The 22,589-nt window shown below is 61.7% G+C and carries 9 protein-coding genes; 8 read left to right on the top strand and 1 reads right to left on the bottom strand.

Annotated features, from left to right (window positions below):
• Positions 1–77: 77 nt before the first annotated feature.
• The 7 genes from KI787_03790 (at position 78) to KI787_03760 (ending at position 18,794) form a co-directional block, all read left to right on the top strand.
• Entirely contained in the window at positions 78–7,730 is a 7,653-nt protein-coding gene (locus KI787_03790) for an SDR family NAD(P)-dependent oxidoreductase (protein ID MBV6629056.1), read from the top strand.
• Positions 7,731–7,736: 6 nt separating this feature from the next.
• Entirely contained in the window at positions 7,737–8,963 is a 1,227-nt protein-coding gene (locus KI787_03785; GenBank protein ID MBV6629055.1) for a polyketide synthase dehydratase domain-containing protein, read from the top strand.
• Positions 8,960–13,765: an acyltransferase domain-containing protein gene (locus KI787_03780; protein MBV6629054.1), complete on the top strand. Its 4,806-nt coding sequence runs from the start codon at positions 8,960–8,962 to the stop codon at positions 13,763–13,765. The genes KI787_03785 and KI787_03780 overlap by 4 nt, the downstream gene beginning before the upstream one ends.
• Positions 13,766–13,876: 111 nt before the next feature.
• The gene (locus KI787_03775; GenBank protein ID MBV6629053.1) at positions 13,877–14,761 is read left to right on the top strand and encodes an alpha/beta hydrolase; all 885 of its coding nucleotides are present in this window, start codon (positions 13,877–13,879) and stop codon (positions 14,759–14,761) included.
• The gene (locus KI787_03770) at positions 14,758–15,645 is read left to right on the top strand and encodes a hypothetical protein (GenBank protein MBV6629052.1); all 888 of its coding nucleotides are present in this window, start codon (positions 14,758–14,760) and stop codon (positions 15,643–15,645) included. Before KI787_03775 ends, KI787_03770 begins: the two co-directional genes overlap by 4 nt.
• Before the next feature lie 205 nt (positions 15,646–15,850).
• Positions 15,851–17,191, top strand: coding sequence for a TolC family protein (locus KI787_03765; protein ID MBV6629051.1), 1,341 nt, complete (start codon positions 15,851–15,853; stop codon positions 17,189–17,191).
• Between the two features lie 100 nt (positions 17,192–17,291).
• The gene (locus KI787_03760) at positions 17,292–18,794 is read left to right on the top strand and encodes a fumarate hydratase (GenBank protein MBV6629050.1); all 1,503 of its coding nucleotides are present in this window, start codon (positions 17,292–17,294) and stop codon (positions 18,792–18,794) included.
• A gap of 64 nt (positions 18,795–18,858) precedes the next feature.
• On the opposite strand, the gene KI787_03755 is transcribed toward KI787_03760, so the two are convergent.
• Positions 18,859–21,297: a penicillin acylase family protein gene (locus KI787_03755; protein ID MBV6629049.1), complete on the bottom strand. Its 2,439-nt coding sequence runs from the start codon at positions 21,295–21,297 to the stop codon at positions 18,859–18,861.
• A gap of 352 nt (positions 21,298–21,649) precedes the next feature.
• Between KI787_03755 and KI787_03750 the strand changes: the two genes are divergently transcribed.
• Positions 21,650–22,573 (top strand): glycosyltransferase family 2 protein, encoded by a 924-nt coding sequence (locus KI787_03750; protein MBV6629048.1) that lies wholly within the window; start codon positions 21,650–21,652, stop codon positions 22,571–22,573.
• The last annotated feature ends 16 nt before the right edge of the window (positions 22,574–22,589 follow it).

Here is a 22,589-nt window from a genome sequence, read left to right as displayed (position 1 = left end):
GTAATCGGTGCCAAGCCTGAACTGACTACGGTCAGGGCAAGACTAGCGCCACTTTTGCCCGCGGCAGGGAGGCTGCAATGCAAGAGCAATTTCAAGTCGGTGCCTGGTTGGCGCCATTGCCTGGGTCGGTAGCTGTCTGGCTGGACCTCAACCAACGTCAGCGCTTAGCCGTGCTGGACCTGCGCGCGGCGCCTATCACGGCTGAGCAGCTGCAGGCGCAGCTTCCAGATCTGGCGCAGGGGCAGGGCTATATCGGCGTAGCCGCAGACGATCCGGCAGACCCACGCGTGTCAACAGTGTTGACCTGGGCTCACAATCACGGTCGCAAGCTGCGTTTATATATGCCGGCGACGGTGACTCCGCCCCAGCAGGCCGGCATGGAATGCTGGGCCGAAGTGCGCAGCGCTGAACAGCTCAGCGTGCAGGGCTTTGCTGGCCTGCTACTCACTGGGCATGAGGGCGGCGGCCTGGTGGCCGCGGAAACCAGTTTTGTGCTTTTACAAAAGGCGCAGCAGCAGGGGGTGCAGAACTGCTGGGTGCGTGGGGCAGTGGGTCCAGCGACGGCTGCGGCCTGCGCCGCTGGCCACGCAGCTGGGGCCTTCCTCGATGATGCCTTGCTGTTGTTTCCGGAACTCGGCCTGCCCGCAGACATTGCACAAACCCTTGGGCGTTTGAACGGCTCTGAGACACGCTTGCTCGGTGAGGCGCTAGATCTTTGTTGGCGGGGCTTCGCGCCGCCACGCTCCCCGGCGCTGGAGCGCATGGAAGCCCTTGAATCTCAGGCAGATCGCGGTGAGCTCAGCGCCGAGCAGATGGTGGCGCAGCTAGGTTCCCTGCAGGGCTGGGGTGCCGATCAAGTGTGGCCCGTGGGTCAGGGCATTGGCATTGCGGCGCGCTTGGCGGCGGAGTACGGCCGCATTGCTCAGCTGCTGGCCCGTATCGAGCAGGCGGTTCCGCAGCAGTTGCAGCTAGCGGCAAAGCAGCAAGCCTTGGCCGAAGGAGCGCCTTTAGCGCGCAGCCAGGGCACCACGTACCCCCTGGTGCAGGGCCCAATGACGCGGGTATCCGATTCGCCGGCCTTTGCTCAGGCTGTGGCTGAAGCGGGTGCCATGCCCTTTTTGGCCTTGGCTTTGATGCGTGGTCCACAGGTAGAGGCCATGCTGCAAGAGACCACGCAGCGTCTGGGAGATAAGCCCTGGGGTGTGGGGCTGCTCGGGTTTATTCCGGAGGCTCTGCGTAAGGAGCAGTTGGAGGTTGTACAACGTTTCTCGCCCAGCCAGGCTTTAATTGCCGGCGGCCGGCCGGATCAGGCTGCGAGCTTCGAAAGTAAGGGTGTGCCAGCCTGGCTGCATGTTCCCTCGCCGGCCTTGCTCAAGCTGTATTTAGAACAAGGAGCCCGGCGCTTTATTTTTGAGGGCCGTGAATGCGGAGGCCATATTGGTCCGCTGGCCAGCTTTGCCTTGTGGGAGCAGGCCATTGCGGTGCTTTGCACCGACACCGACGCAGCTGTGGCTGCCGAAGTCGAGGTGCTCTTTGCCGGGGGCATCTCTGATGCGCTGAGCGGACAGATGGTGGCCGCCTTGGCCGCGCCATTGGTGGAGCGGGGAGTCAAGATTGGTGCCCTCATGGGCACTGCGTATTTATTCACTCGGGAGATCGTGGATAGCGGTGCCATCGTGCCCGAATTCGCCGCCCAAGCCGTCGCGTGTACGGCGACCCGGAACCTAATTACGGGTCCTGGCCATGCGACCCGCTGCGCGGCGACTCCCTTTGCCGAGGAATTTCGCCGCCAGCGTCAAAACCTGGCCAAAGATGGCCTGTCGGCCGAAGCTCTGCGCGATGCCCTGGAAGATCTCAACATGGGGCGGCTGCGTTTGGCCTCCAAAGGTGCCGAGCGTGATGACCGGGGTCAGTTGGTTGAGCGGGACGTGGCGGCGCAGCGCAGCGATGGCATGTACATGATTGGCCAGGTCGCCATGTTGCGGAGTGAGCAAGTGGCCATCGCTGACTTGCATGCCCAGGTCTGCGCGAGCAGCTCGGCGGCTTTAGCGCAGCAATATCCGGCGCCGGTAGAGCCTCAGCCTGCGGCCCAACCTACGGCAGACATCGCCATTGTTGGCATCAACATGATCTTGCCCGGAGCACCGAGTAAAGAGGACTTTTGGCAGAAGATTGTTGGTTTAGAGAGCTGCATTACCGAGGTGCCGCAAGAGCGCTGGGATCTCAACTTGTACTTCGATCCCGATAAAAGCGCGCGCGACAAAATTTACTCGCGCTGGGGCGGCTTTTTGGACGATGTGGTTTTCGAGCCCACCCAATATGGCATTGCGCCGGCCTCCATGCGCTCCATCGACCCCTTGCAGTTGCTGTCTTTGGAAAGTACCGCGCGGGCCTTGGCGGACACCGGCTGGAAAGATCAGTTCGACCGCGAGCACACTTCCATCATCCTCGGCGCCGGTGGCGGCGTGGGTGAGCTGGGTTTGCAATATGGGGTGCGGGCCGAAATTCCGCGCTTTGTAGAAAACCCCGATGAGGGGGTATGGGACCGTCTACCCGAGTGGACCAACGAATCCTTCGCTGGGGTGCTGCTCAATGTCGCTGCCGGGCGTATCGCGAATCGCCTCAACTTTGGCGGCGTGAACTTCGTGGTGGATGCGGCCTGTGGTTCCTCTTTGGCGGCGATTACTCTGGCCACCCAGGAGCTCAGCTCGGGCCGCGCCAATGTGGCCATTGCCGGAGGTGTGGATAACGTTCAGGGCCCCTACGGCTTTTTGTGTTTTGCCAAAACGCAGGCTTTGTCGCCCACCGGCCAGCCGCGGACTTTCGACCAAAGTGCTGACGGCATTGTGATCAGTGAGGGTGTAGCCACCGTTGTCATGAAGCGGCTGGCCGATGCTCAGCGTGACGGAGATCGCATTTATGCTGTGATCAAAGGCGCCGCAGGCTCATCGGACGGTAAGGCCCTGGGCATGACCGCACCATTGCCGGCCGGCCAAAAACGCGCCTTGCGCCGGGTCTACGCTCAGGCCGGCTTCGGGCCGCAGACTCTGGGCTATGTCGAGGCGCATGGTACCGGTACGGCCGTGGGTGACCGGGCTGAGGCCGAGACCATCACCGAAACCTTGCGTGAGCACGGCGCGGCTCCTCAATCCACAGCAGTAGGCTCGGCGAAGACCTTGGTGGGCCATACCAAGTGCGCCGCAGGCGTCGTGGGCTTAATCAAATCTACGTTGGCCCTGCATCACCAGGTTTTGCCGGGGCACTACGGGGTCAGCAATCCTATTGCTCCTTTCCAGCCTGAGGACGCCCCTGCCTATTTGCTCAAACAGTCGCGCCCCTGGCTTGCTCGGCCCGGTCAGCCCAGACGCGCAGCCGTGTCGGCCTTTGGGTTTGGGGGCACGAATTTCCATGCGGCGCTAGAGGAATATCCCGACCCGCAGGCCGTGGTCGGTGGTCCTGATTGGCCGCATGAGCTGATTTTGCTCAGTGCCGATTCCAGCTCTGCACTAGTGAAAAAATTGGAGGCCTTAGCCCAGGCTGTTCAAGACCAAAGCCCCCTGCGATTAGCTGATGTGGCGGCGTCGCTGGCGGCCCAGGCCAAGCCCCAGCATCCTTGCTTACTGGCCTTGGTCAGTGGGTCGAAGTCTGCGCTGCGTGAACAGCTGCAGGCGGTACTGGCCCATCTGCAGCAAGGGCAGGCTCTGCCGGGTGGGGCTTATTTGCGCCAAGCAGCTGCACAGCAAGCGCCCAAGCTAGCCTTTTTGTTCCCAGGGCAGGGGGCTCAAGCGGTAGATCGGGGCCGCGCTGCAGCCCTCCATCTCAAACCCCTACGGGCGGCCTTGGAGCAAGCTGATCAGGTCCTGGCCGAGGTGCTGCCGCGTCCACTCTCGTCGGTGCTCTGGCCGGCATCCGCCTTCTCGGCAGAGGCCCAACGCGCCCAGCAAGCCCAGCTTACCGACACACGCTATGCCCAGCCGGCGCTGGGCGCGCTGTCCTTAGGCTTCTTGAATTGGTTTCAAAGCCTGGGCATCCAAGCGGCGGCCGTGGCAGGGCACAGTTATGGGGAGTTTGTGGCCCTCCATGCGGCCGGAGCTTGCGATGCCTCCAGCATGCTGAGCTTATCGGCTGCACGCGGCGCCGCCATGGCCTCGGCTGCGCAGCAGGCTCCGGGCGCTATGGCGGCCATATTGGCTCCGCGCGAAGAGGTGGAAGCCTTGTTGGCCGAGCAACCAGAGGCCTATTTGGCCAATCACAATAGCCCTGAGCAGGTGGTTATCACCGGTACCCAGCAGGCGGTGGATGCGGTGCTGCAGGCCGCCGATAAAGCCGGTTTACGGAGCAGTCCCCTGCCCGTTGCAGGGGCTTTCCATAGCCCTCTGATGCAAGCTGCTCAAGCACCTCTGTCCGCGGCGATACAAGCCGTGCAGTGGTCCACACCGCAGCTACCGGTCTACGCCAACGCCAATGGGCAACCCTACCCCACCGAGCCCCAAGCTCTGGCCGATCAGCTCGATGCTCACCTACTGGGGCCAGTGGAGTTTGTCGCGCAGCTGCAGGCCATGCAGGCCGATGGTATTACCCACTTTGTGGAGCTGGGCTCTAAGCAGATTTTGCAGGGCATGGTGCGCAAAACCCTGGGCGCGGAGGTTGCGGTGCTTTCGGTGGATGCCGACCAGGGCGGAGTGTCTGAGGCTCTTGAGGTCTTGGCGCAACTCATTGTGGCCGGCGTCCCGGCGCAGGCTCAGGCTCTGTTTGCCGGCCGCGCTCGTGTGTGCAGTCGCTGGGAAGAACTGATGCAGGCGCTAGCTCCGCTGCCACCAAAACCCACGGCCTACTTGCTGAGCGGAGGCGCAGCACGCCCGCTACGCGATCCTGAATACAAAACTGGTAAGCAGCCAGCCTTGACTGCTGCCGCCAAGGAGGCCGCAGTGGCCAAAGCCCAGCAGAACGCTCCAGTCGCGCAGCCATCGCTCGCAGCCGGCCCTACGCCACCAACACCTGCTGGCATTTCAGCGACGCCCAGCACTGCGCCAGCGCCAGCTCAGCTTCCCGCGGCGGGCCTAGACCCCGCGGCTTTTGCAGCTTACCAACAGACCATGCGGGAGTTTTTGGCGCTGCAAGAACGAGCGCTGAGCATGGCACTCAATCAGACGGCGCCGGCACCCGTGGTCCCCGCTCATGCGCCTACGAGTCTGCCTACGCCGCTGGCAACGCCTGCGCCAAGCTCCGCGGCGCCCAGCTCGACTCCGGCAGCGGTGCCTGCCGCCTCAGAACCCCGGCCGCCTACCCTGGCAACACCGCCCGCTGCGCCAGCACCGGTAGCGGTGGCTGCGGAGCCAGCGGCACTGGATGCAGCGGCACTGGTGCTCGAGGTGACCGCCGATAAGACCGGTTACCCCGCGGACATGCTGGATGTCTCAGCAGACCTCGAAGCTGACTTGGGCATCGACTCCATCAAGCGCGTGGAAATCGTCGGCGCCATTCAAAAACAGTTGCCGGCGGATGTAGCGGCCGCTATGCAGGATGACTTGGAGCGCTATACCCGGGCCAAGACGCTGACCGATCTGGCCTCAGCGATTCAGGCTTTAATCGGCGAAGCGACTTCAGCGCCGGCGCCCGTGGTGGAGACTGCGGCCTCACCATCTCCGGCCAGCCCTAGCGTAGACATCGCTGCGCTGGTGCTACAAATCACCGCAGACAAAACCGGCTATCCGGCAGATATGTTGGATGTGCATGCGGACCTGGAAGCCGATTTGGGCGTGGATTCCATCAAACGCGTGGAAATTGTGGGCGCGCTGCAAAAACAGCTCCCCAGCACTACGGCGGATGCCATGCAGGCCGACCTGGAGCGATACACCCGGGCCAAGAGCCTGGATGAGCTCACAGCGCGCATTCAAGCCCTGACCCCGCAGGCCGCTGCTCCCGGCCCAAGCCTGCCGGTGGCGGCATCCACTGCGGCGCCTGCCGCTGATGTAGATATTCCAGCATTGGTGTTGGAGGTGACCGCGGATAAAACCGGATATCCCGCAGAGATGCTGGACGCCGAAGCCGACCTAGAGGCCGATCTGGGTATCGATTCCATCAAACGGGTGGAAATCGTAGGCGCTATTCAAAAGCAGTTGCCCGCCGCCCTGGCTGAGGCCATGCAAGCCGAGCTCGAACGCTATACCCGGGCCAAAACCTTGAGTGCTCTATGCACTGCCATTCAGGCTTTAGCGCCAGCTACTGTCGCGCCAAGCCAGCCTGCGGCCCAGCCGGCAAGCCAGGCCCTAGATGTTGCGGCATTGGTGGTCGAGGTGACTGCGGATAAAACCGGATATCCCGCAGACATGCTGGACACCGAAGCCGACCTAGAAGCCGATCTGGGGATTGACTCCATCAAGCGGGTAGAGATCGTCGGCGCCATTCAGAAGCAGTTACCTGCCGATATCGCCGAAGCCATGCAGGCGGATCTGGAGCAATACACCCGTGCCAAGACGCTAGGAGCGTTGACACAGGCGGTGAATAGTCTGCAGGGCTTGCAGGCAACCTCCACCACGACGGCGCCACCCATGGCCGAGCAGCCAGCGTCCGCAGCCAGTCCTGTTGCCGATGCTGCTGCGCCGGCGCCTACCGCGACGACCCAGAGCTCAGTGAAAGCGCAGGTGATCCCGCGGCAGCGTCCGGTTCAAGAAGCATTAGAACCAGCGCCCAGCGTGGCTCCCTTGGGTGGTCGTTTACTGGTCATCGGCGCCGATGCGGCTTTGGAAGAAGCTTTGGTTGGGCAATGCGCCGATGCCGCCGAGCTGGACTTTCAGCCAGCAGGCAGCGATTACAAAGCCTTGTTGGCCGAGAATTGGCGCGCGGTACTGTACCTGCCAGCCTTGTTGGCAGAAACCCAAGAGGCTGCTCTGGCCTTGCTGGAAGACTGGCGCCAATTGGCGTCCAGCCTACAGCCCGGCCCTGGACGGAGTCTGTTGGTCGCGACCCGTTTAGGCGGCAGTTTTGCCCGCTTGGAACCGGGAGTGGCACACCCCATAAGCGGCGGCTTGGTTGGCGGCATGTTGTGCCTAGCGCAGGAACTGCCGGAGCTGTGTTGCCGGGTGGCCGACTTTGATGGTCAGGACAGTCAAACCCTGGCAAAGCTGCTACTCAAAGAGCTGCAAACCCGCGCTGCGCCGGTGGAAGTGGCGTACATGGGCGAGCGGCGTTTTGCCATTCATACCCAGAGCGCTTCGCTGAATGCTCCCCTGGATGCTCAGCCTCAGGCCGGGCAGGTGATTCTGGCCTTGGGTGGGGCTCGTGGCATCACCCTGGCCTGTTTGCAGGATTGGGTGCGCCGGCAGCCGCAGACTACCTTGGTGTTGCTAGGGCGCTCGCAGCCCGCCACGCCCGATATGCCCTCGGGCACCACAGCGCAGATCCGCCAAGCTTTGATCGCCCAGGCTCAGGTCAGCGCAGAGAAGCGCAGCCCGCGCGAACTCGATGCCGAGCTGCGGCGTATCGAGGCTGCCCACGAGGTCGCGGCCGGCATTGCCAGCCTGCAGTCCTTGGGCGCCCAGGTGGAATATCACGCCATGGATGCCCGCGATGCGGCGGCGATGGAGCAATTGCTGGCGCAGGTCCGCAGCCAGCATGGGGCAGTGCATGGAGTGATTCACGCGGCGGGCGTCATTGAGGACAAACTCCTGGCCGATAAAACGGCCGATTCCTTTGCTCGCGTCATCCAGACCAAGCTTGCCCCGCTGTAGGCTTTGTTGCCGGCGCTACAAGAGCAGCCCCCGCAGTGGTTGGCCTTGTTCACTTCCGTGGCGGGGCGCTATGGCAACCGTGGTCAGGCGGATTATGCCTGTGCCAATGAAGCCCTGAATCGCTGGGCTTGGTGTTTGTCTGAGCAGTGGCCGCAGTGCACCGTAAAGGCCTTCAACTGGGGGCCTTGGGATGCCGGTATGGCCTCGCCGGCGGTACGCGCGCAGTTTGCCGAACGCGGTATCGAAGCGATTGGTTTGGAGGCGGGCGCCGCCAGCTTCAGCCTAGAGATTTTGGCCGGCGCGCGCGAAGAGGTGGAGCTGGTCTTTGGCCAAGGGCCATGGACGCCGCGTCCCGTGGTGGGCCAACGCTTTGTCCAGAAAGACTTGCAGATTGGTGCCGGTGGACATCTTCTGCATCGGGTCTCACTGGATCTGGACTTCGCGCCCTTTTTAGATGATCACCGCTTGGATGGCACGGCCGTGCTGCCGGCTGCGGCGGGCCTAGAGTGGATGGCTGAGGTGGCAGCCACCGGCTGGCCCGATTGGCAGGTGCACGAAGTTGCCGATTTACAGGTCTTGTCGGGGGTCAAACTCGAGGCCGATCAGGCTTTGGATGTGGAGTGCAAGGTGCGCGCGTCCAGCCACTCCGGCGTCGATGACCAATGGCTGACCTTGGAGCTTAAAGAAAGCAAACGCCAATACACCCGGTATCGGGCGCGGGTGCGCCTGCTGCAAACAGCCCTGAATGAACCCGTGCCCGAGACTCCCGCGCCATTGCCATCCCGGCCCATGGACGTTGAGGCGAGTTATGCCAATTGGCTCTTCCACGGACCCCGCTTTCACTTGGTGAAGACCATCAGCGCGCTACAGCCCGAGGGCCTGGATGCGGTGTTGATGCCATCCTGCGCCAGCCAGTGGATTCGTGGTGCCCGCAATGGCTGGCTCTTCGACCCCGGCGTCCTCGACGCCGTTGCCCAGATGGCCATCGTATGGACCCGTGATCAGCAAGATGCCACGGTGCTGCCCTCGCGTATCGGTCGGGTCCGCCGGCTGGGCGATGGTCCTTTGGAAGGACCACTGCAACTGCGCCTGCGAATCCGTGAAGCCAGCACGACGGCCCTGGAATACGATGCCTGGATACTGGATGCCCAAGGGCAGCTTCGTCTGTGCATAGAGCAGGCTCAAGGCACCACTTCGGCGGCGCTGAATCGCTTGGCCGGAGCCTCTGCATGAGTGAGCCTATTGCCATTGTGGGTATGGCGGGCACCTACGCCGGCGCCTCCAACAAAGACCAGTTTTGGTCCAATGTGCTGAATAAAGTGGATGCCGTCAGTGACGCGCCGGAGGACTGGTTAGGGCCTTTTTTCGATGCGGACTCGGATGCCAACGACCGCATCTACAACCGCAAGGGGGGCTTCCTCAGGGGCGGCGCCAGCTTTAACCCGATGCGCTACGGCATCATGCCCCGCGCAGTCGATGGTGGCGAGCCAGATCAGTTTTTGGCTCTGAAATTGGCCAGCGATGCGCTTGAAGATGCCGGCTACCTAGACGCTGACTTCGACCGCAGCCGGGCTGGGGTCATCTTAGGACGTGGCACCTATATCAATCGCGGCTATACCAACTTGCTCCAGCATGGATTGGTCATTGATCAAACCCTGCAGTTGCTGGCTCAGGCCCGGCCCGACCTAGGCGAGGCTGAATTGCGCCAAGTGCGTAAGGCGCTCAAAGCTCAGCTTCCCCCGTTTAATACAGAAATGGCTCCGGGCTTGGTGCCCAATGTCACCAGCGGCTTGATCGCCAACCGGCTCAACTTGATGGGGCCCAACTATATTCTGGACGCGGCCTGCGCCTCGACCTTAATTGCCCTGGATCACGCGGTTCGTGAGCTACAAAGCGGCCGGGCTGATTTGATGATCAGTGGCGGTGTGCAAGCGTCAACACCGCCGCAAATTGTGATGATTTTCTGCCAATTGGGGGCTATCTCGCGCGGCCCCTTACGGCCCTTTTCCAACCAAGCTGGGGGCACCCTGCTGGGCGAAGGCGCGGGTCTGTTCGTACTCAAGCGCTTAAGCGATGCTCAGCGCGATGAGGATCGTATTTATGCCGTTATTCGCGGCATTGGATCCTCCTCTGATGGTAAGGCTAAGGGCTTGCTCGCTCCCCGCCCCGAGGGTGAGGTGCTGGCCATACGCCGCGGTTATGAGAATGCCGGCGTTGACCCGGCCAGCGTGGATCTCATTGAGTGCCATGGCACGGGCATTCCTCTGGGCGATGCGACAGAGATTGGCTCGCTACGCGCCGTGTTTGGAGAAAGAACGGGCCCAGCGCCGCGCATTGCTATTGGCTCGGTCAAATCCATGATCGCCCATTGCTTACCCGCGGCTGGCAGTGCCGCGCTGATGAAAACAGCCTTGGCGCTACATCACCAAGTGCTGCCACCCACGCTGTGCGAAGAGGTGTCGCCAGAGCTGGAGTTAGAGAGCAGCGCCTTTTACGTCAACACCGAGACCCGGCCCTGGTTACACGACCCACGCAGCCCCCGTCGCGCCGGCATCAATGCCTTCGGCTTTGGCGGAGTGAACTCGCATTTGGTGGTGGAGGAGTATCAGCCACACAGCCAGCGCGCCCTGGTGCAAATGCCGGTGCGCCTGCAAGAGCATGACGCGGAGTTGTTCTGCTTTGCGGCAGCCAGCCGTGATGACTTGGCCGCGCAACTGGATCAGGCCATTGCGGCTGCAGATGGCGGGGCATTCTTAACGTTGCAAAGCCATCCTGCGCAGGCCGAGCATCGCGCTGCCGTAGCCGCTACTTCGCCTGCGGATCTGAGTAAGAAGCTCAAAGCCCTGCGCAAGCGCTTGGACAAGGCCACAGGCTTCACCGCCACCCGTGGTGGCGCGGCCTATGGAGTCGGTGCGGCGCCGGGCAAGCTGGCATTGCTCTTCCCGGGCGAAGGGGCGCAGTACCCCGGTATGTTGGAGTCCTTGGCGCGTCGCTTCCCCGCTCTGCGGGAATGGCTAGATTTTGTAGAAAGCAATGCCGATGCCAGTCAGCCGCTCCGGCCTCGGGATGCTTTGGTTCCAGCGCCAACTGCCCTGAATGATGGTCAGCGGGCTAGTCTGGAGTCACGCCTGTACGAAATGGACATGGCGTCGGAGTCCATTTTTGCGGCCAGTGCTGGGCTGCTGGCTTTGTTACGTCAGTGCCAGGTTCAGCCCGATGCCATCATTGGTCATTCCACAGGTGAACATGCGGCCTTGGTGGCTGCTGGCGCTTTTGGAGAGATTGATGCCGAAGGCTTGCGCGGCCTGACCCGCACCCTGAATACGGTGTACCAAAAGCTGCTCTCTCAGGGGCAGATCGCCACGGGAGTCTTGCTAACCGTAGGCGCCTTAGACGCAGCAGCCCGTGAGGCAGCATTGGAGCCTTTCGCGCAAGTGGCCTGCGTGGCCATGGACAATTGCCCCAACCAAGCTGTGATTTTTGTGGCTGAAGAGCATGCGGCAGCGGTGGAAAAAGCCTTGGTCACAGCTGGGGGCATTGTGGCCAGTTTGCCTTTCGACCGGGCCTATCACACCGAACACTTCGCGCCGGTGACGCAGGCATTTCGTCAGGCCTTTGCCCAGGTCCACATGCAGCCTACGCAGGTGCCGGTGTTGTCCTGCGCCAGCCTGGATTGGTTTCCCAGCGATGCCGACACCATGCGTGATTTGGCCTGTGCTCAGTGGTCGCAGCCGGTGCGCTTTCGGCAGGCCGTGCAAACCCTTTTAGACGCAGGCGTGAGTACCTTTGTAGAGGTGGGGCCCAGCGCCAATCTCAGCGCCTTTGTACAGGACAGCCTCAAGGCCCATGACGGCCAGGCGATTAGCATTGCAACCAATAGTCGGCGCCAAGACGATCAGCAGGGCCTGCTGGCAGCTTTAGGTCAGATTTGGGTGGCCGGGCATGCCGTGGATTTGGCGCCAGTTCTGCGTGCCGCCGAAGCGAATAGCGTGGAGGAGCCCAAGCCCGACCCAGCATTGGCGACGGTGCTGCCCATGCTGCACTGGCCCGAAGATCTGGTGCCTGATTGGCAGCCTCGCTCCACGGAGCAAGAGTCTGTTGTCGCCTCGGCTCCAGTGTCGAGCCCTGATCCGGCTCTAGTCACAAACGGCCTCAATGTTGCCCCAGCGCAGCAGCCAAGGTCAGTGACGCCGACGGCAGAACGCCCGGCCGTATCGCCAGCAGCAGCCCTGCCCCTGGCGCCCGAGCCCGGCCAACAGCCGGTGCTACAGCAACACTTCAGCCTGATGCAGGAGTTTTTGGCCCAGCAATCTCGGGTATTGGCGGCCATGGAGCGGGGAGGCGTGGGCACTGCTTCGGCGGTCAGTCATCCAGCGACGAGCCATGGCCCGCTCTTGGCTGCGGCGCCCGAGGTTGATGCTGAGCAGGCCCAGGGCCGATTTTTGCTCGACCCCCTTCAGCAGCTTTATTTGCAGGATCACACCCTGGGCGCAGCGCCATCACTGCAGGAAGCTGAGCGTACGGCCTTAGCCGTCGTTCCCTTTACCTTCAGTTTGGAAATGGCTGCCCAGTTGGCCCGCAGTCTGGCTCCACAGGGTTGGCCCTTGGTGGGCTTCGCTAAGGCGCGCGGACAACGCTGGTTGGCGCTGGATCACGGCCCTAGAAGTTTGACCGGGCGGGCGCAGCGCCTAGAGCAGGGCGCGCAGCAAGTGCGGGTTCAATGCGAACTCGATGATGGCGGTAAGGGCGCGGCTTTCAGCGTGGTCTGTGTGTTTGCCCCCGCCTATCCCGCGGCTGTGGCCATGGAGCCCGTATTGGCGAATCAGCCCATCCGCGACAACCCGCCTGATCAACTCTACAGCCGGGGAATGTTTCATGGCCCCAGACTGCAGGGGGTGGCGCGCCTAAGCGGCTGGGATGAACACGCGATTGCGGCTGATCTGGTGGTTAAGCCCTTGGCGGATTGCGTGCAGACGGGGCAAGTACATGCTTGGGAAACCGACCCCATCTTGCTGGATGCCGTAGGCCAGCTGGCCGGATATTGGCTGAGTGAGAAGGAGCGCGCGGGCTTCAATTGCTTCCCCTATGCCATCGACCAGATTGATCTCTATGCGCCACCGCCGTCGGCGGGCGAGCAGCTGCCGTCTACCGGCCGCTTCGACGCGACCTCTGCAACCACCTTCGCTGCCCACTGGCAGGTCGGCGATGGTCGCGGCGGGCTATGGGCCAACATTCGCGGCTGGAGTGATCGCAAATTTGCGGTTGACCCTCGCTTCACCCGTTGGCGCAGCGCCCCGCAAAGCCAGGCTTTAAGCCAGGGCTTGGACACGGGCCAAGCCCCCTTGGCGCTACGCTGGCTGCCAGCACAGCCAGATGATTTTTGGGCCCAGGCCGGTGGTATTTGGCTCAGGGTAGCGGCGCATCTCAGCTTGAGTTCCTCTGAGCTCGTGCAGTTCTACAGCCTGGAGGGTATGCGCCAGCAGGATTGGTTACTTGGACGGCTTGCGGCCAAGGAAGCGATTCGGGATTTGGCCTCCCGCTGGGGTCAAACCCTGGCCCTAGCGGACCTCACACTTGGCTATGCCGCGGACGGCCGGCCTCAGGTTGAGGCCGGAGATTTAGCGCGTCCTGTCACGATCTCTATCGCCCATCACCAAGGTCAAGCCGTTGCTGTTGCAGCAGACGCGAGTTTGGCGGTGGGGGTAGACCTGGTGTGTACGCAGAATTTGGACACCGACAGCATTGCGCGTACGGCCTTAGGCGCTGCAGAGCGTGAGCAATGGTTGGGGCTACAACCCGACCAGCGCGCAGACTTTGTAGCCAGGGTGTGGGCGGCCAAGGAAGCGGCTGCCAAAGCTGTGGGCAGCGGCCTGCAGGGACGGCCGGATCAATGGCAGGTGCAAACCCAAGCAGCCGCCCAGCAGGTGCGCGGACCGCAGGGCCAGCAGCTGCAATGGCAAAGCATCGATATTCCCCAGGGCGTGATCGCTCTGGCGCTTTCTACGCAGATTGACATGGAGCGACAATCAGCATGACAAATAGAGTTCAGCACTGCCGCCAGGATGGTTGGCAGGCCCCACTCCCTGGCCATAGTGGTCGAAAACGCAGCGAGCGCACCCCCGCAATCGCCATGGAGGGCTGTTGATATGGCGGCTTTAGACCGTGACGGTGTGGCTTTGGCCTATCAGCAGATGGGTGTCGGCCCTGATGTGGTGTTGGTTCATGGTTTGGCGAGTAACCGCGCCTTTTGGTATGCCAGCCATGCCCAGTGGCTGGTGCAGGCGGGTTACCGAGTCACCTTGTTTGACCTGCGCGGTCACGGCTACTCAGGAGTGTCTGAAACGGGGTATAGCGCAACTGCGCTGGCTGCGGACCTGGCCCATCTCATTGACACATTAGAGCTGGGCCCGGTTTTACTCATGGGCCATAGCTATGGGGGCGGAGTCGCTTTGGAATATGCCGCTCAGCACCCTCACAAAATAGCTGGGCTTGCGTTGTTGGATACCCGTGTGAACCGTCTGCAACCCCAGCAATGGCTGCATGAAGGGCCGGAATTAAGCCGCCTGGAACAGGCCGTGATGCGCGCCACGCCTGCGGAGTGGGAGGGAGAAACCCAAGTAGGGCTTCGCTATTTGGAGGCTTTGGCACGTGCCACCGTCGCTGGAGTTCCATTGCCTTCCATGGGGCAGTGGACACCCTTTGGGCAGGGCCGTGGTGGCTTGCGTAGTGCCAAACAGTTTGTACGCCTGCTGGATATGACCGAAGCCCAGCGCGAATTTGTGGTGATGGGAGCGACACCTGCGCGGCTTCGCAGCCAGCTCCGTCAGGTACCATTACTACTGGCCTATGGTGCTCAGTCGCGTTGTCTGCCTAGCCAACTGGCATTGGCGCAGTTGCTGCCACAGGCCCATTGCACGCAAATCGCCCATGCTGGGCATTTCTTTCCCGCGACTCATCCCCAAGCTACGCGCGAGCGCCTTCAAGCTTGGTTACGCAGCCTGCCCGGACAGTTGCAGCAGGTGGCCTCATGAGTTGGAAGCATGCCTTGGTCCTGCTGATTCTCAGTGCAGGCCTGCCCGCTTGGGCCGCCGGTTGTGCTACAGATAGTGCTGCTGACCAAACTGGTGCCAGTGAGCACAGCCTGCGCAGTGGCGACCAAGACCGTAGCTATACCGTATACGTGCCGCCCAGTGCCCCGAGTAACAATCGTAACTTGGTGGTGGGCTTGCACGGCGGCCTTGGCACCGGCGAGATTTTCGCCAAACAAGCTGAGCTCTATGCCGCAGCAGATAAGTACGGCATGGTGCTGCTGCTTCCGGACGGCTACAAACGTACCTGGAATGCCGGCAACTGTTGCGGCCCTGCCATGGAAGCCAAGATCGATGATGTGGCATTTATTCGAGCCGCCATTCAGGCCGTCAAAAGCTCAGCCTGTATTGGCAATGGGGCAGTGTTCGCAACCGGCTTTTCCAATGGCTCCATGCTCATCCACCGCATTATGGTGGAAGCTCCCGGCACCTTTGATGCCATCGCACCCGTCGCAGGTGGCCCCATGCTGAAGTCCTACCCCATTCGGCAAGCGGTACCGGCCTTGTTGATGCAGGGGCGAGACGACGAGCGCATTCTGTGGGACGGTGGCGAATTCGACGGTAGTTATCGTCCAGCTATGGCCGAGGTGGTGAAGGCCTATGCCAAGCCCAATGCGTGTAACAGCAGCTCGACCAAGTCTTTGAGTGGGCCAAGTAGTTGTCAGGAGATGCAGTGCAGCAAGGCACCGCTGCGGTGGTGCGGGGTGCAAAAGGTGGGTCACCAGTGGCCAGGCGGCAAAACATTCTTCAAACGAATGCTTGGGCCGAACCGGCAAGATGTGGATGCCACGGAGATGGTGTTTTCCTTCTTCGCCCAGCATGACTAAGCGCACCGCTTTGGCCATCATTGGCCAAGGGCTCGAGGGCCGCTCAAAAGTAGTGCTTTGAGCTGTGCCATTTCGCTGAGGTGCCCCTGGACTTGGGCCCTTGGCAGTGGCCGAATAGGGTGGCTATGTGGGGCTGTGCCACACTCACATTTTCGTAGCGCTTTAGCCTGTTTGGGGCGGGCTTGGTAAAGGAATGAATAGGACCATGGGGAAGTCGCAACCGGTTTGGCGCATTGTGTGGCTGGCTGGTTTGATAGTAACCACGCCGGCTGCGTGGGCGGGGTTACTACTCGCCATCTACGATCAGGCTACGCAGCAGGCTCCAGCCTTGCTGGCAGCGACGCAAGAGCGTGAAGCAGCCCTGGCGCAGGCTGGCATTGCCCGGGCGGGGTTATTGCCCCAGGTAGGAATCGAGGGCGGCTATGGACGCCTGCGGGTGGACACCACCGACACCCAGTCCCCGTTTATTCAGGAGCAGCGCCTGCTCGGCAATGTGACTGATGCGGGTGTGCGGCTGGTCCAGCCGGTATTAGATTTGGCCGCCTGGGAGCGCTGGGCGCAATATAAGCAAACCCAGGCGCGGGCCGAGCTGAATTATTTGGTCGCCAACCAGCAGATGATTCTGGAAGTGGCCCAGCGGTATGTGTTGTGGTTGGAGGCTGTGGTCGCCTTGGATTACGCCGTGGCCCATTTGCAGGCCATGGACCAGCAGCGTGACCAGTTCGCTTCGCGATTGGAGCTGGGCTTGGCAACCGCAGCCGAATTGGCGCTGGTCGAAGCCGAACGCGATGCCGCTGCGGCCGACGAAATTACCGCTGCTGCAGCGCTGCGCTCGGCGCGTGAAGGTATTCGTGAGCTCTTGGGCCGGGTGCCAGACGTGCCTACTCGTTTTGCCAGCCCCATTCCGGCGGACAACCCACAGCCTGCCAGCCCTGAGCCTTGGGTAGAGCAGGCCTTGGAGGCCAACCCTGTGGTAGCGGAGGCCACAATTGCGCGCGATTTGGCCCAATCCGAACTGCGCGAACGTAAGCGTTCACTCTGGCCCAAACTTCGTTTAGAAGCCGAGCATGCTTACAGCGATACCAGCGAATTTCAGTTGGGCCGTGAGGCTCAAAATTCCCGCATTGAGCTGCGCTTGGGCGTGCCCGTGTTTGATGGTGGGGCCACCCTGGCAAAAGTGCGTGTCGCTGACCATGTGCTGGGGCAGCGTGACGCCGAGTTGCTAGCGGCGCGCCGCGAAGCAGAACGCGCGACCCGTGACGCATATGACGGGGTGGTCACGGGCGTGGTGCAGTTATCTGCCAGTCGGCGTGCCTTGCGCTCGGCGCAAGCGGCTGTTGATGCTCAAGATGGTCGCTACCGCAGCGGGCTTGCGACTCTGGCGGATCAACTCGCCGTGCGTGGCCAGGAACGCAAAGCCCTGTCGGACTTGGCCAAAGCTCGTCACCGTTATTTGCTCAGTCGGCTGCGCTTGGCCGCTGCCGTTGGCAGCTTGGGTCGTGCCGATTTAGCCGCCGTCGATGCGCTATTGCAGCCGCGGCGCTGAGCGCCCTAGCGATTTGAGGCTAGTCGCTCGACCATGACATCGCTAGAGGGCTCCTGCGGGCCGTACAATACGGGTTGAGTCCAGACTTATAGACCCCGCCATGACGACCATTCGCCAGGACGACTTCATCTCGTCCATTGCTGACGCGCTGCAGTTCATCTCCTACTACCACCCCAAGGACTTCATCACGGCGGTGCATGAAGCTTGGCAAAAGGAAGAGAACCCGGCGGCCAAGGATGCGATGGCGCAGATTCTGATCAACTCACGCATGTGTGCCGAAGGCCGCCGGCCGATTTGTCAGGACACCGGCATCGTCACGGTGTTCTTAAAAGTCGGCATGGATGTGCGCTTTGAGGCGCAGATGAGCGTCGCGGAGATGGTGAATGAAGGCGTTCGCCGCGCCTACCAACACCCCGATAACGTGCTGCGGGCCTCGATTCTAGCCGACCCTGCCGGCAAGCGGCAGAACACCCGCGACAACACCCCGGCGGTGATCCACATGGAGCTGGTGCCGGGCAATACCGTGGACGTGAAGGTGGCGGCCAAGGGCGGTGGTTCCGAGGCTAAGTCCAAGTTTGTAATGCTCAACCCTTCCGATTCCATTGTGGACTGGGTGGTCAAAACTGTGCCGACCATGGGCGCCGGCTGGTGCCCGCCAGGCATGTTGGGGCTGGGGATTGGCGGCACTGCTGAGAAGGCCATGGTGCTGGCCAAAGAATCTCTGATGGACCCCATCGACATCCATGAGCTGCGCCAGCGCGGCCCCAACAGCCGTATCGAAGAACTGCGGCTGGATATCATGGATGCGGTGAATGCCTTGGGCATTGGTGCCCAGGGCTTGGGCGGCCTGACCACCGTTCTCGATATTAAGATCAAGGACTACCCCACCCACGCGGCCAACCTGCCCGTGGCCATGATTCCCAATTGCGCGGCCACCCGCCATGCTCACTTCACTCTGGATGGCTCCGGCCCGGCGGTACTCACCCCGCCCAGCCTGGATGACTGGCCAGTGATCGCGCGCGAAGCCGGGGATGCCAAACGCGTGGACCTGGACACCATCACTGCCGCAGACACCCAGCAATGGAAGCCGGGCGATGTGCTGCTGCTCTCCGGCAAGATGTATACCGGCCGCGATGCTGCGCACAAGAAGATGGTGGATATGTTCAGCCGGGGTGAAGAGCTGCCGGTGGACCTCAAAGGCAAGTTCATCTACTACGTGGGCCCGGTTGACCCCGTGCGTGACGAAGTGGTGGGCCCAGCCGGCCCCACCACAGCCACCCGCATGGACAAGTTCACCGACACCGTGCTGGAAAAAACCGGCCTGATTGGGATGGTGGGCAAGGCTGAACGCGGCCCCGTGGCCCGCGAAGCCATCAAAAAGCATGGCGCCGTTTACTTGATGGCGGTTGGCGGCGCCGCTTATTTGGTCAGCAAGGCCATCGTCGGCTCCAAAGTGGTGGCCTTCCCCGAGCTAGGCATGGAAGCCATCTATGAGTTTGAGGTCAAGGACATGCCCGTGACCGTGGCCGTGGATGCCAGCGGCGAGTCGGTGCATGAAACCGGCCCGAAGGTGTGGAAGCTCAAGATCGAGTCAGCGGCTTGAGTCGTCCCTTGCTCGAAAAAAAAAGCCCCGCGAGTTCGCGGGGCTTTTTTGTGAGCGTCCTAGCTTACTCGCTGAGCTGATAACGAACCTGCACCGGCGCGTTACGCACTTGCTCTTCGGTGTAGCGCAGTCGCAGCCAATCTTTGCGGGAGTAGGCTTCGGTGTAGTCGCGGAACCAGGGTGAGGCCGGGTCAGTGGACTGGGAGTAGGTGACGAAGGCTTCGGCCTTCAAGGTGCCCGGCTCGGGTCCGAACTGCACGGCTTGAATGTAGCTGTTGCCATAATCCACCGGGTAGCCGGCTTCGCTGAGTGGGCCGGAGGCGGCGATGGTGAAGCTGCCGGTGAAGCTTTCGCCGCCGAAGATGGGGATGTCGCCATTCACGCCGCTGCGCTGAATGGTGCCCATGGCCGCATCCAGATCGAAGGGCGAGGCCTCCACGGCGCTGATGGCATCGGCAAAAGCCTGCTGCGTGAGCGGGTTGAGCACATTCAGGGTGTTGGGCGTATTCACGGGGTCGGCCGCAGAGAATGGGCTGAGCCAGGTGAGGTCGGGACCCAGCGGCAGTGGGCTGCCCACATTGCGCCAGAACTCCCGCCAGATATGGCCGCCGGCCGAGTCGAGGTTGTTGCGGCGATCCCAGTTGGCCAGCACGGCACAGGCGGCGGTCGGGTCGACCGGGCCGGCGGAGCCAATCAAGGTGGGCAGGGAACAGTAGCTGCTCAGTACTTGATCCAGCGCCAGTTCTGCAGAGTGCACTCTAGAGTTGAGTACTACCTCTTGGAGTTGCTCGTAGCTGAAACGATCGCCCTCAAGACCATCGGCACCGGCCAGACGGTCCTGGACCATCTTGATGCACAGCCGGGTGCGCAGTGTGCGGGCGGTTTCCTCATCACCAATGATGGCAGCGAAGCCAGTAATGGGGTCTTCGGGGTTGGTCAGCCAGTAACTGTCGTTGCAGTTGTGCACCCAGTCCTCGCGCTCCTGTTTGGGCAAATTGTCGGGGCCAAAGATGCCGGGAGCTGGGGCGTCGGTATCGGTATCCCACTCACAGGCGGCGCGTGAGCCATCCAGCAGGGGCAGGCCCGGCAGGAGCTGGCCCAGTGCCAGCGCCAGTGGTTGGGCCGAGCAGGTTTGCACCTTGCTGTCGGGCACATTGGGCACCACGGTCACATCGCCGTAGTACACAGGCTGGTCGGGGCCGGCCGCCACGGTATTCACCCAAGGCACGCCCAGCACTTCGCCATGTAGGCGTTTGAACTCATCCAAGGACTGAGCCTGGTTCCAGCGGAAAAACTGGTTCATCAAGCGGGTGTTTTCGGCATTGGCGTCGCGCAAGGTGTAGGCCTTGAGCGGGCTCCACTCCAGCACCGGCACGCCACTGACTTGCAGCTCCAGCATGGGGCCGAATTGGCTGGTGTAGAGGGTGCGGGTCTCGGTGGTGGTGCTGCCATCGGCCTCGAGAATTTCGACTGCGACCTCGCTGGCCTCCAGATCCCGAATCTCGCCCTCGTAGATGTACTGCGTGGGGTCCAGCGGGTTCAGGGTGAGTTCGTAAAAGCTGAAGCGATACGCGGTGGACACCGTATGGCTCCAGGCGAACTGATCTGTAAAGCCAATCAGCGCTGCCGGCACGCCATACAAGCCCACGCCCATGATGTTTACATCGGACAGGATGCCGTGGGCCAAATACAAGCGCTCGGTGCCTTTCCAGGGAAAGTGCGGATTGCCGAACAGCATGGTGGAGCCATCGCTGGTGACTTCCCGGCCCAGGCCGTACATGTTGGAGCCAATTTTCAAGCCTTCGCCCAGCGGAAAGTCGCGCGGGTCCAGTTGGGCCACGCGCTCGGCATCCACGGGCAGCGGCAAATTATTGAGGCCCGGAGGGGCTGCATTGGCCACCTCATTCACGAAGACACTGCTGGAGGCGAGCACGGAGAGGCGGAAATAGCGCCGATACATGTCATCCACCGTGATCGGGCCAGTCCACTCGGCGTCGGCGCAGGCTTGATGACGCCCCGGATGCTCACCCGCACGCAACTCGCGCAGGTAGCGGTTGTAGCCGGCCACAAAACCTTCGGTAGCCGCGATGGCTTCGGCATCCGAGTCGGCCGCAATGCGCGCGATTTCTTCGGGACCGAGCACGTGCTTCCAGAAGAAGTCGGATGTGACGTTATCGGCGGTCGCCCCGTTGGGCTCGATGGTGTAGCTGCCGTCGCGGCCCAAAAATTTTGCGCGCTCGCCACGAATGGTGAGCAGGTCTTCGGCCAGCACGCAGAGGTTGTCTTCGGCATGCACATAACCGTAGCCATAGCCAAAGCCGGCAAAATCATCCGCAAAAATATGGGGTACGCCGCGTTCGGTGCGGATGACTTCCGCTGACAAACCGGCGTTGGCTCCATCCCGACTGGCAGGGGAAGTAGTGTCTGTACGGCCGCCGCCACAGCTCACCATCATGGTCAGGCTGCTAACGATTGCCGCACGCAGCAAATGCATGTGCAACATGGGGGGTGTCTCCTCGAGGTCTGCAGTTACTTTAGCAGCCGTAGCGGACGACCTCGAGATGAACCGCAGCATTTACTACGGCCCAAGCTCCCCGAGACCATTAGCTTTCTCCCAAACTCATCCCGCAGCTGCAGCAGCGCCCCGGAACCTCTGTGCAAAGCTGATCGAGGAGTCCTCGCCATTTCCGAAGGGTTATCATCCTTATTGGTTGCCAGCTAAGCGCCGGCAAGATGGGCTAAGGGGGCGATATCGCGAATGAATGCATGTCGAAATTGCCTTGCAGCGCTCCCAAGGTGGCGCACCTATGCACCCGAGTTATCTGGTCCTGTCCGTGTTCACAATGAAAGAAGAGATGCAGAGATTGACTGAGGACGGTGTTGGGGTTGCGGTGTGTTGCTTTAACCCCGATGGCAATCATCTGCGAAAGCTCCTTGCTGTCATTGTTGACAGTGGTCATCCAATGGTTCTCATTGACGATGGGAGTGAGGATGGGGGGCTTCAGGCAGAGCAGGCTCTGGACGGAGTTGAGCAACCCTCGATCAAGCTCCTGCGCATGTCCTCGAACACCGGTCTTGCAGCAGCACAGAACCGAGCATTTTCTTACGCACAAGAGCAAGGCTGGAAGGCGGTCATCCTTTTCGACCAGGACAGCCTTCCGGAGTCAGGTCAAATTGACACCTTGGCCGGCGCGTTCAGCGATCTATGGCCGCGCGACCAGCATGGATTTGCAGCTTTGGCGTCGTACTATGTTGACTCTCAGCTGACTTCTCGGGCCCCGTTCTTCCAATTAAAAGGTGGGCTCAGACGGCGTCAACAAAGACGCACTGGCGAGCGGTATTGCGACATTGACTATTGCGCCGCCTCGGGAACACTCATTCCGCTTGAGGCTTTCGAGCGCGTTGGTGAGTTTAGGCGCGATCTACACATTGGATATGTGGATGTGGAATGGTGTTTTAGAGCACGTAGTCTCGGCTATCGGTTACTGGGGGTCTGGGACGCGGGTATGCACCACCAGCTAGGGGACCGCTCTGTAAATGTGCTGGGGCGTCACTTTCCGCTGCATTCTCCACTTCGACAATATTACCGAGTCCGTAATTTACTTCTTATTGCGCGCCAACCGGCTGTCTCCCTGGTCTGGGTCGGTGCCGAGTTCATGCGTGTCTTGCTGCGTTGGTTGCTGGATATAGGTATTGCCGATCAGAGGTGGCGCCGCATTCGTCTTTTTTGTCGGGGTGCCAAGCATGGATTCTTGGGCAGAGGGGGCATTGGCCCATAGGCGCAGCGCTAAACGC

The sequence above is a fragment of the Oceanococcus sp. HetDA_MAG_MS8 genome (assembly GCA_019192445.1).
Lineage (GTDB): Bacteria > Pseudomonadota > Gammaproteobacteria > Nevskiales > Oceanococcaceae > MS8.
Note: the sequence above shows the minus strand (reverse complement) of the source record. Positions and strands in the feature narration are given on the sequence as shown.

Excerpts from the sequence above, each read along its gene's own strand:
- KI787_03790 (MBV6629056.1), top strand. The coding sequence starts at position 78 with ATGCAAGAGCAATTTCAAGTCGGTGCCTGGTTGGCGCCATTGCCTGGG.
- KI787_03780 (MBV6629054.1), top strand. The coding sequence starts at position 8,960 with ATGAGTGAGCCTATTGCCATTGTGGGTATGGCGGGCACCTACGCCGGC.
- KI787_03775 (MBV6629053.1), top strand. The coding sequence starts at position 13,877 with ATGGCGGCTTTAGACCGTGACGGTGTGGCTTTGGCCTATCAGCAGATG.
- KI787_03770 (MBV6629052.1), top strand. The coding sequence starts at position 14,758 with ATGAGTTGGAAGCATGCCTTGGTCCTGCTGATTCTCAGTGCAGGCCTG.
- KI787_03765 (MBV6629051.1), top strand. The coding sequence starts at position 15,851 with ATGGGGAAGTCGCAACCGGTTTGGCGCATTGTGTGGCTGGCTGGTTTG.
- KI787_03760 (MBV6629050.1), top strand. The coding sequence starts at position 17,292 with ATGACGACCATTCGCCAGGACGACTTCATCTCGTCCATTGCTGACGCG.
- KI787_03755 (MBV6629049.1), bottom strand. The coding sequence starts at position 21,297 with ATGTTGCACATGCATTTGCTGCGTGCGGCAATCGTTAGCAGCCTGACC.
- KI787_03750 (MBV6629048.1), top strand. The coding sequence starts at position 21,650 with ATGCAGAGATTGACTGAGGACGGTGTTGGGGTTGCGGTGTGTTGCTTT.